Source organism: Nannocystis exedens (genome assembly GCF_002343915.1).
GTDB lineage: Bacteria > Myxococcota_A > Polyangia > Nannocystales > Nannocystaceae > Nannocystis > Nannocystis exedens.
Window position 1 is genome coordinate 9,504,842 of the sequence record NZ_NETK01000001.1, and the last position, 13,945, is coordinate 9,518,786.

A 13,945-nucleotide genomic window follows, 5' to 3' on the forward strand; every position below is an offset into this window, starting at 1 on the left:
GGTCGAGGTGGCGGTCGCGCGCGAGGATGTCATCGCCTATCTCGGCCGGCTGGGGCCCGCCGAGCTGCAGGAGCTGATCCTCGAGCTCGAGGACTTGTGGGGGATGGAGCCGGTCTACGCCGGGCCCGTCCACGTGACGATGGGCGCGCCGCTCTACGACCCGAACGAGCGGATGGGCATCCCCGAATTCGACGTCGTGCTGCTGTCGCCCGGACCCAGGCGGGTGCAGGTGATGAAGACGATCCGCGAGGCGGTGCCGCTCGGGCTCGCCGAGGTGATGGTGCTGGTCGACCAGACGCCCAGCGTGGTCGCGCGGGGCCTGGTGCAGTACGAGGCGCAGGCGCTGCGCGTCGCGCTCGAGGCCTTGGGCGCGAAGGTCGAGATCCGCTAGAAGCGCGAGATGGCGTCGATCCGCAGCCTCCGCCTCAAGTTCGCCTGCGACGAGGACTGGCACGCGTTCGCCGGCGACGCCGGGGTGCGCCGGTGCGAGACGTGTAGGACGGCGGTCCACGACCTGTCGGCGCTGACACGCAGCGAGGCGACGGCGCTGTTCCGCCGGCCGCCGGCGAGCGGGCTGTGCGTGCGCTACCAGCACGACGGGATGGGCCGGATCCTGTTCCGCTCGGAGACGCGGCCCGGTCAGCGGGTGTGGCAGCGCTTCGTGCCGCCGGCGGTCGAGGCCGCTGCGCCCGCCGATGCGGGCGCCGGCGAGCCGGGCGGCGATTGAGGGCACGGCGGCCGCCGCCGCGGGTTATAGTGCGGGGCCGTGAGCGGCCGGCGCGACGAGCGGTCCGACGAGGCGCTCGGCGCGTCGGCGCCGACCCTGCGCCTCGGGCCGCAGCAGGACATGTCGACCGAGCCGCCGCGCGCCGGTCGCAAGGGACATGTTCAGGAGGACATGTCCAAAGAGCCCGCCATGCCGGCGCGGCTCGGCCGCTTCGCCATCGAGGCCAAGCTCGGCGCCGGCGGGATGGGGGTGGTCTACAAGGCCGAGGACCGCCAGCTCGGGCGCAAGATCGCCATCAAGCTGCTGCGCGCCGCCGGCGACGACGCGGGCGAGGGCGCGGCCCGGCTGCTGCGCGAGGCGCAGACGCTGGCCCGGCTCGACCACCCGAACGTGGTCGCGGTCCACGAGGTCGGCGAGCTCGCCGGCGAGGTCTTCGTGGCGATGGAGTTCATCGAGGGCGAGACGCTGCGCAAGTGGATGGCCCGCGGCGGGCCGCGCCCGTGGCAGGAGGTGACGGCCGCGTTCGTGCAAGCCGGGCGCGGGCTGGCGGCGGCCCACCGCGCCGACCTGGTCCACCGCGACTTCAAGCCGGAGAACGCGATGATCGACGTGCACGGCCGGGTGCGCGTGCTCGACTTCGGGCTGGCGCGCACGGCCGGGCTCGGGCCGCCGTCCTCATTGGTCGCGCGGATCTTGCACACCGGCGCGCCCGGGCCGCAGACGTCGATCATCGCCGGGACGCCGCCCTACATGGCGCCGGAGCAGCACCTCGGGCTGCCGGCGGACGCCCGCTCGGACCAGTTCAGCTTCTGCGTCGCGTTCTACGAGGCGCTGTTCGGGGTGCGGCCGTTCCCCGACGGCGACCCGGCGCAGCGGTTCCAGGCGGTCATGGCCGGCGAGCTGCGTCGCCCGCCGCGCCCGCCCAAGGTGCCGAAGTTCTTGCGGGCGGCGCTGGCCCGCGGGCTGGCGGCGGTGCCGAATCGCCGCCACGCGTCGATGGACGCGCTGCTGCACGCGATCACCGAGGCGCCGCGGCTGCGCCGGCGCCGGCTGGTGGGCGCGGCGCTGGGGCTGCTGCTGGCGATCGCGGGCGCGCTCGGGTTCTCGCTGTGGCGCGAGACGCAAGGCGAGTGCGAGGGCCACGCCGACCGCGTCGCGCGGCTGTGGGCCGAGCGCCAGGGGCCGCTGCGCGCGGCGATCACCGGCGTCGGGGCGCCGTACGCCGACGAGGCCTGGCAGACGCTGGCGGCGGTGATGGAGGCTCGCGCCGACCGCTGGGGCGAGCTGTACCTGGCGGCCTGCGAGGCCTACCAGGAGGCGGCGCCGGAGCAGCAGCCGGCGCTGATCGGGCGCATGACCTGTCTCAGCGGACAGGCGCGCGAGCTGGCGGCGATGCTGACGGCCCTGGCCGAAGAGCCAGAGACGGCGGCGCGCCACGCGGTCAAGGCCGAGGGCCAGCTCGAGCCGGTGGCGGCCTGCGTCGACGTCGCCGGCCTGCCGGCGTGGCTGCGCGACACCGACGTCCACCGGACGATGCGCGGCGAGGAGGTCCGCCGCTGGCTGGCCGAGATCAAGACCGCGAACGAGGTCGGCCGCTACAAGCCGGCGCTGGCCCGCGCGGAGGTGGTGCTGGCGGCCGCGCGCGAGCTCGGCGAGCCCGCGCTGGTGGCCGAGGCGCTGCTGCGGATCGGCAACCTCCAGCGCTCGCTGGCCGACTACGAGCGCGCGGCGGCGACGCTCGGCGACGCGTATTTTATGGCCCTCGGGACAGGCGCGGCCGAGGTCGCCGCCGAGGCCGCGAGCGCGCTGCTGGTGGTCGACGGCTACCACCGCAACGACCGCGCCCGCGCGACCCTGTGGGAGCGCAGCGCCGCGGCGCTGCTGCAGCGCGTGCCCGACCGGCCGCGGATCGCGGCGGCGTTCTACAACAACCGCGCGGTGGTCCGCGCCGCCGAGGGCCGCCACGACGAGGCCGCCGCCGACTACCGGCGGGCGCTGGCGATCTACGAGGCCGAGGAGGTGGTCGACAACCCGAAGGTGGCGCTGGTGCTCGGCAACATGAGCCGGGTCGAGTTCCTGCGCGGCGACCTGGCGGCGGCCGCCGGGCACCTCGAGCGCTCGCTGGCGATCCGCGAGGCGAGGTTCGGCAAGGACCACCCGGAGGTGGCGATCGGCCGCAGCAACCTGGCGATCGTGCTGACCGAGGTCGGCGAGCTCGAGCGGGCGACGACGCTGCTCCGCCGGGCGCTGGCGACCGAGGAGACGCTGTACGGGCCGCGCCACGCCAAGCTGGCGCCGACGCTCGACAACCTGGCCAGGACGCTGGCCCGCCAGGCCCGGTGGGACGACGCGGGTCAGCTGTCGCAGCGCGCGCTGGCGCTGCTGATCGGGGCCGAGCGCGCCGACGCGGCGGCGATCGCCGACGTGCGCGCAGGCATCGGCGCGGCGCTGGCGTGGCAGGGCCGCACCGACGAGGCGCTGGTCGAGCTGCGGCAGGCGCTGGCGCTGCGCGAGCAGGACCGCGGCACGGACCACCCCGACACCGACCTGGCCCGCGCCGAGCTGGCCGAGGCGCTGCTGCTCGCAGGCGAGGCCGACGCGGCCGAGGCGACGCTGCCCCGCCCGCGCCGCGGCGCGACGCCGGCGCAGACCGCCGCAGTGCAGGCCTTGCGCGCCCGGGTGCTGCTGGCCCGCGGCTACGCCGAGCTGGCCGAGCCCCTGCTGACGCAGGCGCTGCCGCTGCTGCCGGCCCCGCTGCCGCGCGGCCGGGCCCGCCTGGCGCTGGCGAAGATCCGCGCGGCCCGCGGGGAGGCGGACGCGGCGACGCTGGCCGGGCAAGCGCAGGCCGACCTGCAGGCGGCCGGGGCGGCGTTCGAGCGCGAGCGGAGAGCGGCGGCGGCGCTGCGGGGCGGGGCGGCAGGGGGGGAATGATGAATCGGGCATGTTCTCATGGGCATGTTGAACAGGACATGTTTTCATGGGCATGTTGAGAAGGACATGTCCATGAGGACGCTGCTCGCCGCGAGCTCGTCGTGAGGGGCACGGGGCGCGCCGGATCTTCGCCTCCGACGGTGGGCGGCCCGGGCGGGTGGCGTCGGCCGAGGGCAGGTCGCAACGACCTTCTTACGAGGCCGCCGGCGAGGCCGGCCGGGGCCGGTGAGGCCTGCAGCGACGACGCCGCTGGACAGGCGGCCGGGGCGTGATAGGTTGCCGGCGCATGTCTCGCGGCGTCCTGTCCGTCCTGTTCGCGCTCTCGATGATCCTCGGCCTCGCGTGTGCCGGGCGCGGCGGCGGGCCGGCGCGCTGCCCGGGGGAGGGCTGGTGCGGGCCGGCGGAGGTGGCGGAGCGGATGGCCGAGGCCGCGGCGGGCTCGACGTTGACGTGCCCGATCCACGTCGAGTCGGCCTACGCCAAGAAGCCGCCGGCGGCCGCGGAAGGCGGCACCGAGGGCGAGTCGGCGGCGCCGCCGGCGGAGGCGGGGACGCTGCCGCCGGGCGTGCCGGAGGGGGCCCACGGCACGCTCGACGAGAAGCGCACCCGCCAGCTGCGGGCCGACGGCGACGCGAACACGTGCTGCTACACGTGGGTCGCGCCGTGCCCGGGTTGATCGGCGTGGTACTTCGGACATGTCTCATGAGACATTGCCCTCCGGGCAGCAGCAAGGGTTCATCCTCCACCGCGACGCCGACCTGCTGATCGTGGCCAAGCCGGCGGGGCTGGTGGTCCACCGCGGCTGGGCCGACGACGAGGTCGCGCTCCTCGACCTCGCGCGCGAGGCGGTGGGAGCCTACGTGTACCCGGTCCACCGCCTCGATCGCGGGGCCAGCGGCGCGCTGGCGTTCGCCCTCGACCCGGCGGGGGCGCGAGCGCTGCAGGAAGTCTGGACCTCGGGACAGGTCGAGAAGCGCTACCTGGCGCTGGTCCGCGGCAACCCGCCGGAGGCCGTGACGATCGATCACCCGATCCCGCGCGCCGAGGACGGGCCGCGCGTGCCGGCGGTGACGGAGGTGACGACGCTGGCCCGCGCGGGCCGCTACGCGCTGGTGGAGGCGCGGCCGCTGACGGGGCGGCTGCACCAGATCCGCCGCCACCTCAAGCACATCAGCTGCCCGCTGATCGGCGACGTGCGCTACGGCAAGGGCGAGCACAACCGGCTGTTCCGCGAGCGCCACGCGCTGCACCGGCTGGCGCTGCACGCCTGGTCGCTGGCGCTGCCGCACCCGCGCTCGGGCGCGCAGGTCCGCGTGGTGGCCCCGCTGCCGCCCGATCTGGCGGGTGCGCTGGCGGGGCTGGGCATCGCGCTGGAGCTCGAGCCCGGCGCAGCGGCGCGGGCGCGAGCGCGGGACGGCGACGGCTGATCCGGCGAGCGTGCCGCGCCGAGCGCCGGCGCTGCCCGCCGGCGGGGTCACGGCGCGGTGCAGACGCCGACGTCGGGTGCTCGACGGGCGCCCGACCCTGCCGCTTGCGCCGTGCTCTGCGACCCGGCCCAGCAGGGCCGCAGGAGGGCGCACAGCCGTCGCCGGGGAGGTCCAGGCGGGCGTCAGGGCGCGGCGGCGGGGACGACGGCGAGTGGCGGTCCCGCAGGTAGGCGAACAGGCTGGCGTCGCCGGCGATCGCCCGCAGCGGGTTGCGGGTGTCGAACGCGACGAGGTCCGCGAGGTCGTCGAAGACGACGCACGTGAGCCCGTCGGCGCACCGCGGCTCGCGGGCCTGGCACGGGCCGTAGACGCCGCGGCACGGCCCCGTCGTCTCCGTCGTGCTCGCGTCGGTGGCATCGAGCGTCGGGCGGCCGCGCCGAGCCGGATGTCGATCGCTCGCGCGCGCTGTCACGATCGCTACGAGCCGCGCCGCGATTCGGAGCGCTTCGCTTGATCTCCGTCACGCCGGGCGCGTCGGTGCGTCGGTGCGCGTGATCGGCTGCATCCTCGCGGACCGGGCGGCTCGGCCGGCGGCGCGGTCCCGACCGCGCAGGTTGATCCACCGCGCACCGCCTGAAGGACTTCCACCGGCCGGCGCTGGCGGCGACCGCGGCCCATGCCATGAAAGTCGTCGTGGCGAAGTCGATTCGAGTCTTCTACGGCAAGGAGCACGGCCTTTTGGGGCGTTCGCGCCTCGACTTCAAGTGGGGCATCAACCCGCCGATCTCGCCGCTGTCGATCGTCCACGTGTCGGCCGCGGAGGCGACCGACTACGGCTCGGCCTACGTCATCGGCCCCCACGGTCAGACGCAGCAGGACTACATCTTCTCGCTCGGCGACGCGGACGTGTGGGTGTCGAACGTGTCGCCGCACTCGGGCGGGGTGGCGTTCATCCTCCACGTCGGCGCGCCGGCGCCGGTCGACGTGGTGGTGACGATCACGGTCGAGGACGGTACGCCCCAGCAATTCCGGGCGCCGTGATCGCGCCGGACCCGCTCGCGGGCGCACCGTCGGATGCGTACACTCGGCGGGCCATGACGACCATGCGAGCCTACGTGATGACGCGCTACGGCGGCCCCGAGGCGGCCGAGCTGCGCGAGGTGCCAGTGCCGGAGCCGGGGGCGGGCGAGCTGCGGATCCGCGTCCACGCGGCGGGCCTCAACCCGGTCGACTACAAGATCCGCGAGGGCCAGCTGCGGGTCATCCGCCGCTATCCGCTGCCGATCGTGATGGGCAACGAACTGGCCGGGGTGGTCGAGGCGTGCGGGCCGGGGGTGAAGCAGTTCGCGCCCGGCGACCGCGTGTTCGCGCGGGTCGACAAGGACGCGCTCGGGGCGTTCGCCGAGTACGCGTGCGTCGCCGAGTCGCTGGTGGCGAGGATGCCGGCGCGGCTCGACTTCGCGACCGCGGCCGCGGTGCCGCTGGCGGGGCTGACGGCCCTGCAGGGGCTGCGCGACGAGCTGCACGCGGGGCCGGGGCAGCGGCTGTTCATCCCCGGCGGGGCCGGCGGGGTCGGCACGTTCGCGCTGCAGCTGGCCAAGCGGTTCGGCGCGGAGGTCGCGACCACGGCGTCGCCGCGCGGCGAGGCGATGGTTCGCCGCCTCGGCGCCGACGTGGTCGTCGATTACACCAGGCAGCCCTTCGAAGCGGTGCTGAAGGACTACGACGGGGCCTTCGACCTGGTCGGCGGCGACACGCTGACGCGCTCGTTCGCGGTGGTGAAGCCGGGCGGGTTGGTGCTGTCGATCGCGGGGGTGCCGGAGCCCGAGACGGCGCGCAAGGACCTCGGGCGCGGGCCCGGGCTGGCGGCGCTGTTCTGGGCGGCGAGCCTGGGGCTGCGCCTGCGCGGCCGCGCCCGCAAGGTCCGCTACCGCTATCTGTTCATGCACCCGAGCGGCCCCGACCTGGCCGACCTCGCGCGCCGGATCGACGACGGCACGCTCGAGGTGGTGGTCGACCGCGTGGTCCCGTTCGCGCAGATCGGCGAGGCGTTCGCGCACCTCGAGGCCGGCCACGCCAAGGGCAAGGTGGTGGTCCGCATGGTCGACTGAGGCGCTTGAATGAGGGGCCCGGAGAGCATGTCGTCCGGGTTCGGACGCGGCGCCGGTCGCCGCCCGGTGGGGGGTACGGCGATCGGCGCGCGGCATGCCGGATGTCGTCATCACCGGCGCTCCACGCGGGATCGGGCGGGCGCGGGCGGGGCGCGGAGCCGCGGTGCGGAGCCGCGGTGCGGAGCCGCGGTGCGGAGCCGCGGTGCGGAGCCGCGGCGCGGAGCCGCGGCGCGGAGACGCGGTGCGGAGTTGCGGTGCGGAGCCGCGGGACCGGGTGCGGACGAGCGCATGTGCAATGGGGCATGCTCTCGAGGTCATGTTCGAACAGACATGACCTCGAGACAATGTCCTTTCAGAGATCGGCGCGCTCGAGCAGGACGGCGCGGGCGTCGACGTTGAGGACCTGGGTGCGGCCGGGGAGCTCGGCCAGCGGGTCGTGCCAGTGCGAGTGGCCGCAGATCACCAGGGTGTCGCGGCCGTCGACGGCGTCGCGCACGTCGGGGTTGCCGAACCGGCGCGGGCCGGCGTCGGGGCCCTCGTGGAGGACGAGCAGGTGCGGGCGCGCGGGCAGGAGGCGGCGGACGGCGGCCACGAACTCGTCGGGGGGGCGGCGGTTGGGCTTGCCGGAGCGGCCGCAGATCCCGCCGACGCCGGCGATCCGCAGGTCGTCGAGCTCGACCTCGCGGCCGTCGAGGAGGTGGACGCCGGGCTCGCGGGCGAAGCGGGCCTGGTCGGTCGGCTTGCCGAACAGGTCGTGGTTGCCGGCGACGCCGGCGACCCAGCGGAAGCGCGCGGCGAAGGCCCGCCAGACGTCGCGGACGTCGCCGGTGGCGCCCAGGCGATCGGCCGCCGGGGCGGCGTAGAGGTCGCCCGCCAGGACGACGCCGGTGAAGGCCGGGTCGGGCACGGCATCGAGCTCGGCCAGGGTGGCGTACTCCTCAGCCAGGGCCTCGCCGAGCAGCCGCAGGGCCCCGCCGGCCTCGTTCAGCGCGGCCCGCCCCTGCAGGTCGGAGGTGACGAGCAGGGCGTCGAGCTGCGCCGGCAATTCGTCGACGCGCGCGCGCAGCAGCGGCAGCTCGCGCGTCTGCGAGCCGCCGCGCGGGGCGGCGTCGAGGTAGGCGAGCACGTGCAGCGGCTCGCGGTCGATCTGCACGATCCGCACCCCGGCAGGGTAACCGCGTCCGCCTCGCTTCACCAGCGCGCCGCCGCGGCCCGCCGGCACAGCGGGGGGTCGTGCGGACCGGCGACCAACTCGGCCGTGGCGACGGCGAGCGCACGAGGGCGCGGTTTCGGTCGCCAGCACGTGGCGATTGGAGTGTCTGTTGCGCCATGTCCTTCGTGACCTGTCTGTTCGTGCTGGCCGTCGTCCTCGCCGCGAGCGGGAGAGCGGGCGGGCCCGCAAACATGTCCGTACGGACATGTGCTTCGTCGCATGGAGCTCGAAGCCGATCCGTTCGTCCGCGCGCCGCTCGCCGGGGCCAGGGCGAGCGGGCTTCGGCGTTCGATGGCGCGATGGACATGTCCTCGGAGACATGCCCGGACCGCCGGCGGACGACGCTCACGGAGCCGCGAGCGGCAGCGCTCGGCGTCGTCATGACATGGCCTCGAGGACGGCCGGCTCGGGCCGCATCGCCGCGGCCCCGCGTCGACCGCGGCGACAGGAGCTCTTGGACATCGGGCTCCTGCAGCGCGCCGCGGTCGTGCGTGCGATTGCGGTGACCTGACCTTTCAGACATCCGATGCGGATCGCGGCGCCGGCGTCACGGCCCGAGCCGGGCGGCGCGCTCGCGCAGCCAGGCGTGCAGCGCCTCCGGCTCGCGCGGGACGAGGCCGAAGGCGAAGCGGTGGACCTCGCCCTCCTCGCGCGTCACGAGCTCGCCGTCGGGGGTGATGTGCGCCAGGCGCGCGAAACCCCGGGTCCGCCACAGCGGGGTGGGGGTCAAGCTCCGAAGGTCCCAGGCCTGCATGAAGTCGCCGACGGCGCCGAACAGCAGGTCGCCGCCGGGCTCGAATTGCAGCGACCAGATGTTGGCGCCGGCGTCGACCTTGCGCACCGCGCCGCTGGCGACGTCGACGAGGAACAGCCGCTCCTCCTCGCTGACGGCGATCTGCGCGCCGTCGTGGGCGAGCTCCACCTGGTGGTAGCCCTCGGCGCGCAGGCTCAGGCCGAGGTCGAGCTGGCGCGTGGCGCCGGTCGTGAGCTCGTGGAGGACGAGCGTCCCGGTGCCCATGCGCAGCGCGACCAGCCAGCGGCCGTCGCCGGACAGCGCCATCGACACCGTCTGCTCCGGATCGCCGGGCGCGGGCACCGGGGTGATCGCGCCGTCGCGGAGCACCTGCACGCCGCGATCCGCGGACATCGCGGCGAGGTCATCGCCGCCGGGGGCGTACATCAGGCCGCGCATCCCCTTGGCGCCGGCGTCGAAGGTGCGCGGGGCGGCGTCGGGATCGGACCACGCGTGGACGGTGCCGCTGACCGTGAGCACGGCGAAGCCGCGGCCGTCGGGCGCGAGGAGGGCCTGGCGGATCGGCCCGGAGACGCCGGCGATCGCCCGCGGCTCCGTCACACCGGGGAGGTAGAGATCGAGGGCGGTGCCGTGGGGCACGAGGGCGCGGCCGGTCTCGTCGACCGCGATCCAGGAGGTCTTCTCACCCGCGGCGAGGCACGTCGTGAGCGGCTGGGCGGCGCCGGTGCGGGTGTCGATCCGCGTGAGCGCGCCGCTCGGCTTGTGCTGCCGGATCATGAATTTGCCGTCCGGCGAGTTGTGATGGGTGGTGTCGGCGAGGCCGCGGTGAAGGTCGACGAGCGTGTGCGCGGGGTCGCGACGCTGCCACACGTCGATCGCGGGGCCGCGGGCGGCGAGGTAGCGGCCGGCGTGATCGAGCTGGCCGCCGTCGCGGGCGGGACCGGGGAGGAAGCGACGCACGACGGCGCCGGTGGCGAGGTCGCCGAGATCGAGCGGGCGACGAGGCTGCTGCTCGCGCGGGGTCTCGAGCGCGTAATGGCGTGCGTCGGCGATCAGGCGATCGAACTGCTGGATGGGGTGCTGCCACTGACAAGCGGCGGCCAGCGGCGGGGCGACGCACACGACCCGGCCGTCGTCGGTGGCGCTCGTGAGGCCGACGAGCCCGCCGAGCCGGGTCGCCCCGAGCACGTCGCTGCGCCACTCCTGCGCGGTCGCGCGGGCGAGGTCCCAGGCGACGAGGCGCGTCGCGCCGTCGCGCTCGCTCCTGCCGAGCAGGGTCCGGCCGTCGCCGACGACGCCGACGAGCTCGCCCAGGGCGCCGAGCGCAGGCGCGCTGCGGGTCTCGCCGGTGGTACGGTCCCAGATCGTGATCGCGTCGGCGCCGAGGCGGCCGCGCGCGAGGAAGCGAGCGTCGGGCGAGACGAGCCCGCGGACGTCTCCGTCGCCGCCGCCGAGCTCGGGGAAGGCATCTTCGACCGGCTGTCCGGTGCGCAGATCGAGGACGACGAGCGGCAGCCCGCGCTGGGCGACGAGCCAGCGCTCGTCGGCGGTGATCATGAGGTCGGCGAGCGGCGACCCGTACTCCGGCGAGGCGGCGCGCCAGGTCTGCCAGGCGCCGTCCTGCAGGTGCCCGCCGACCAGCGAGTCGCCGAGCGCGGCGGCCCACGCCTGTCCGCTCGCGGCGACGACGATCGTGCCGGCGCGCTGGCCGAGGCGGGCGATCCGCTCGCCCGGTCGATCGTCGGCGGTCCAGCGCCAGACGTCGCCAGCCGCGTCCTGGGCGAAGATGGTGCCGCTGTCCGCGGCCGTCGCGACGCCGAGGAGCTCGGCCTCCGGACCGACGAGCGCGGCGTCGGGGAGGCCGCGGGCCAGCGCGGCGAGGGCCAGCGTGCGCACCTCGAGGGCGTCGGCGGGCGCGATCGCATCGAGCTGCGCGAGCGTCCGGATCACGCCCGCGGGATCGCGGTCGAGCAGGCCGCGCGCCTGGGCGAGGAGCTTGGCCACGGCCTGGCGGTCGACCTCGGCGCGGGCGCTGACCACTTCGCGGTCGAGCGCGGCGCGCTGCTCGGCGTCGGCGCGCCGGAGGTGCTCGCCGGCCCACCACGCGCCGCCGGTGAGGCTGACGGCGAGGCCCATCGTCGCCGCGGTCCAGCGCTGCCGCCGGCGCCGCCGGGCCGCGGGATCGCCGGACAGCGCGGCCAGCAGCGCGGTCATCGACGGCCAGCGCCGCTCGGGGTCGGCTCGCAGGCCGCGCAGCAGCGCCTCGCGGACCCACGCCGGCACGTCGCTCGAGCGCGGCGGCGGCGTCACGCGCTCCGAGCTCACCGAGTCCGCGAGCTCGCCGAGGGTCTCGCCGGCGAACGGCCGCTTGCCGTAGAGCGCCTCGTAGAGGGCGACGCAGAAGCTGAACTGATCGCTGCGCGCGTCGCCCTTCTGCCCGGCGAGCTGCTCGGGGGCCATGTACGCGGGCGTGCCGAGGACGGCGCCGGTGCTGGTGAGCGAGCCGGGGCGCTCGGCGAAATTCGCGGCGGTGACGGGCTCGCGGACGTCGGCGGCGCCGTCGATCTGGGCCAGGCCGAAGTCGAGGACGCGGACGCGGCCGTCGCCGCCGAACATGGCGTTGTGGGGCTTGAAGTCGCGGTGGACGATGCCGTGCGCGTGCGCGGCGGCCAGGCCCTCGCCGGCTTGGCGGAACACCTCGAGGACGGCTCGCCAGGGGCGCCGCTCGGCGTCGAGCCAGGCGCGCAAGGTCGGCCCGTCGAGGTGCTCCATGGCGACGAAGATCTCGCGGCCGTCGAGCTCGCCGACCTCGTAGACGTGGACGACGTGGGGGTGCGACAGCCGGGCCAGCGCCCGCGCCTCGCGGAGGGTCCGCGCCACCGCGTCGGCGTTGCCGAGCCGGCTCGGTCGCAACAACTTGAGCGCGAGCTTGCGTTCGAGCCGGCCGTCGTAGGCGGCGTAGACGATGCCCATGCCGCCGGCGCCGAGGCGCCCGAGCAGGCGGTAGCGGCCGAGGTTGACCGGCTCCGGGTCGGTGCCGAACAGCGCGGCGGCGACGGTGCGCTTGGCGCGGACGTGATCCGGCGTGACCAGCACGTCGGGGCGCATGTCCGGCGACAGCAGGGTGTCCTGCGACAGCGAGGGGGCGTCGGCAGAGCCGTCGGAGCGCGTCGCGTCGCCTTCTTCGATCTTCTTCACGAGCTGAGCGAGGTGGTGGAGCATGTCGGCGTGGTTCGAGCCGCGCCGATCCGGATCACGGAAATTTTCACGGTCGTTCGCGCGCGCGCGCGCGGACCGCGGCGGCCCAGCTCTCGAGCCCGCGGAAGGTGCTGAGCGCCAGCTCGGGGGTGGCGGCGAGCCGCTCGATCGCCTCGCGCAGCTGCTCGCGCCCGCGGCGGAGCCGCGACTTCACCGTGCCCTGCGGGATCTCGAGCGCCGCCGCGATCTCGACCACCGAGAACTGCTCCCAGTAGTGCAGCTCGAGCACGACCTGCAGCTCGAGCGCGATCGACCGCAGCGCGGCGAGCAGGAGCCGCTGCTCCTCGCGCTCGACGAGGACCCCCGCGACCGAGGGATCGAGGCCGGCGACCGACTGGCTGCCGAGGTCGACCGGCTCGCTGGCGCGGCGCTTGTAATGGAGGCAGAGCTGGCGGTAGGCGATCGCGAACAGGTAGCTGCGGAAGCTGCCGTCGCCGCGGAAGCGCGGCATGCCCTCGACGCAGGCGAGGAAGGTCTTCTGGATCAGCTCGGTCCCGGCGTCGCCGACCTTGTTGACGAAGAACCGGGCCACGGCCTCGTAGTAGCGCTCGAACAGCCGCTGCCCCGCCGCGCGCTCGCCCCCGCGCCACGCCGCCAGCAGCGCCTCGTCGTCGTCGCTCTCGGGGCCCACGCTCCGGCACTATAGCGCGGGCGTCCGGTCGGCTCCACGTCCCGAGGCGCCGCGCGGCGAGGGGCGGGGGACCCGGCTCGGCTGCCGGGCGGGCGCTCCCCGAGGGCTGCCGGGGCGCTGGGCGGCTTCCGCCGGGACCTCGTACGCGCGGGCCGTCGCGGCGCGAGGCGTCGCGCGTCCGGGCCGACGTCGACGGCTCATCCTATGTCCCGAGGGACATCTGTGGACAATCGCGGCTCGCGGCTCGCGCCGCGCCTGGGGTGGTCGCGAGCGAGCGCGAGGGTCGGATCACATGTCCCGAAGGACACCCCGCGTTCGCGGCCGACCGGGCTTCAGGCGTCGGGTTCGTCGGGCAGGCGAGACAGGGTCGCCAGCGTCTCGTCGGCCCAGGCGAGCACCGCCCGGGCGATGTGTTCGCCGAACGAGAGCGTCACGCCGATGTAGGGATCGACGCCGCCCTCGGCCGTCGTGGTCGCGCGGATCTTCGCGTAGGCGGCGAGGCGCTCCGCGGCCTCTTCGCGGGCCGACGCCACCAGCTTGCGGCAGGCCGCGGCGCCCAGGACCCGGCCGAAGAACAGGCGCAGGAGCAGCCCGTTGCGCGGCGGCGCCGTCCGGATCGGCTGCGAGAGCAGGGCGTGCAGCCGGGCCCGCCCAGACGGCGTCAGCGTGAACATCGAGCTGCCGGCGCGGGGGCCGGGCTGGCGGGCGACGAAGCCCTGCTCCTCGAGGTTGGCGAGGGCCGGATAGATCTGGCCGAAGCTCTCGCTCCAAAAATGGCCCAGCACGTCCCGGATCGCCTCGCGCAGCGCGTAGCCCGACATCGGCTCGACGCTCAGCGCCCCGAGCACCGCCATGTGGGTCTGCTCCTGTCGGCTCACGATTCGACTTCTAGA

At 75.4% G+C, this 13,945-nt stretch carries 11 protein-coding genes; 7 read left to right on the forward strand and 4 right to left on the reverse strand.

Annotated elements, in window-relative coordinates; translation table 11 throughout:
- Positions 1 to 7 precede the first annotated feature (7 nt).
- The 7 genes from NAEX_RS37110 (at position 8) to NAEX_RS37140 (ending at position 7,196) form a co-directional block, all read left to right on the forward strand.
- Positions 8 to 391, forward strand: coding sequence for a ribosomal protein L7/L12 (locus tag NAEX_RS37110; protein WP_096332199.1), 384 nt, complete (start codon positions 8 to 10; stop codon positions 389 to 391).
- A 9-nt stretch (positions 392 to 400) separates the two neighbouring features.
- A complete protein-coding gene (locus NAEX_RS37115) occupies positions 401 to 727 on the forward strand; it encodes a hypothetical protein (protein WP_096332200.1) in 327 nt (108 codons plus the stop codon).
- A 39-nt stretch (positions 728 to 766) separates the two neighbouring features.
- Positions 767 to 3,658 (forward strand): serine/threonine-protein kinase, encoded by a 2,892-nt coding sequence (locus tag NAEX_RS37120; protein WP_096332201.1) that lies wholly within the window; start codon positions 767 to 769, stop codon positions 3,656 to 3,658.
- A 286-nt stretch (positions 3,659 to 3,944) separates the two neighbouring features.
- Positions 3,945 to 4,334: a hypothetical protein gene (locus NAEX_RS37125; protein WP_096332202.1), complete on the forward strand. Its 390-nt coding sequence runs from the start codon at positions 3,945 to 3,947 to the stop codon at positions 4,332 to 4,334.
- 19 nt (positions 4,335 to 4,353) lie between these two features.
- Positions 4,354 to 5,085: an RluA family pseudouridine synthase gene (locus NAEX_RS37130; protein WP_096332203.1), complete on the forward strand. Its 732-nt coding sequence runs from the start codon at positions 4,354 to 4,356 to the stop codon at positions 5,083 to 5,085.
- A 693-nt stretch (positions 5,086 to 5,778) separates the two neighbouring features.
- Positions 5,779 to 6,126: a hypothetical protein gene (locus tag NAEX_RS37135; RefSeq protein ID WP_096333852.1), complete on the forward strand. Its 348-nt coding sequence runs from the start codon at positions 5,779 to 5,781 to the stop codon at positions 6,124 to 6,126.
- A gap of 62 nt (positions 6,127 to 6,188) precedes the next feature.
- Positions 6,189 to 7,196 (forward strand): NADP-dependent oxidoreductase, encoded by a 1,008-nt coding sequence (locus NAEX_RS37140; protein ID WP_096333853.1) that lies wholly within the window; start codon positions 6,189 to 6,191, stop codon positions 7,194 to 7,196.
- Positions 7,197 to 7,548: 352 nt separating this feature from the next.
- Here NAEX_RS37140 and NAEX_RS37145 read toward each other — a convergent pair whose 3' ends face one another.
- The 4 genes from NAEX_RS37145 to NAEX_RS37160 form a co-directional block, all read right to left on the reverse strand.
- Positions 7,549 to 8,358 (reverse strand): metallophosphoesterase family protein, encoded by an 810-nt coding sequence (locus NAEX_RS37145; RefSeq protein ID WP_096333854.1) that lies wholly within the window; start codon positions 8,356 to 8,358, stop codon positions 7,549 to 7,551.
- Positions 8,359 to 8,956: 598 nt separating this feature from the next.
- Entirely contained in the window at positions 8,957 to 12,385 is a 3,429-nt protein-coding gene (locus NAEX_RS52465) for a serine/threonine-protein kinase (RefSeq protein ID WP_245913885.1), read from the reverse strand.
- 43 nt (positions 12,386 to 12,428) lie between these two features.
- The gene (locus tag NAEX_RS37155; protein WP_096332204.1) at positions 12,429 to 13,052 is read right to left on the reverse strand and encodes an RNA polymerase sigma factor; all 624 of its coding nucleotides are present in this window, start codon (positions 13,050 to 13,052) and stop codon (positions 12,429 to 12,431) included.
- 332 nt (positions 13,053 to 13,384) lie between these two features.
- Positions 13,385 to 13,930 (reverse strand): PadR family transcriptional regulator, encoded by a 546-nt coding sequence (locus tag NAEX_RS37160; RefSeq protein WP_096332205.1) that lies wholly within the window; start codon positions 13,928 to 13,930, stop codon positions 13,385 to 13,387.
- Positions 13,931 to 13,945: the final 15 nt, after the last annotated feature.

Excerpts from the sequence above, each read along its gene's own strand:
- NAEX_RS37115 (WP_096332200.1), top strand. The coding sequence starts at position 401 with ATGGCGTCGATCCGCAGCCTCCGCCTCAAGTTCGCCTGCGACGAGGAC.
- NAEX_RS37125 (WP_096332202.1), top strand. The coding sequence starts at position 3,945 with ATGTCTCGCGGCGTCCTGTCCGTCCTGTTCGCGCTCTCGATGATCCTC.
- NAEX_RS37130 (WP_096332203.1), top strand. The coding sequence starts at position 4,354 with ATGTCTCATGAGACATTGCCCTCCGGGCAGCAGCAAGGGTTCATCCTC.
- NAEX_RS37140 (WP_096333853.1), top strand. The coding sequence starts at position 6,189 with ATGCGAGCCTACGTGATGACGCGCTACGGCGGCCCCGAGGCGGCCGAG.
- NAEX_RS52465 (WP_245913885.1), bottom strand. The coding sequence starts at position 12,385 with ATGCTCCACCACCTCGCTCAGCTCGTGAAGAAGATCGAAGAAGGCGAC.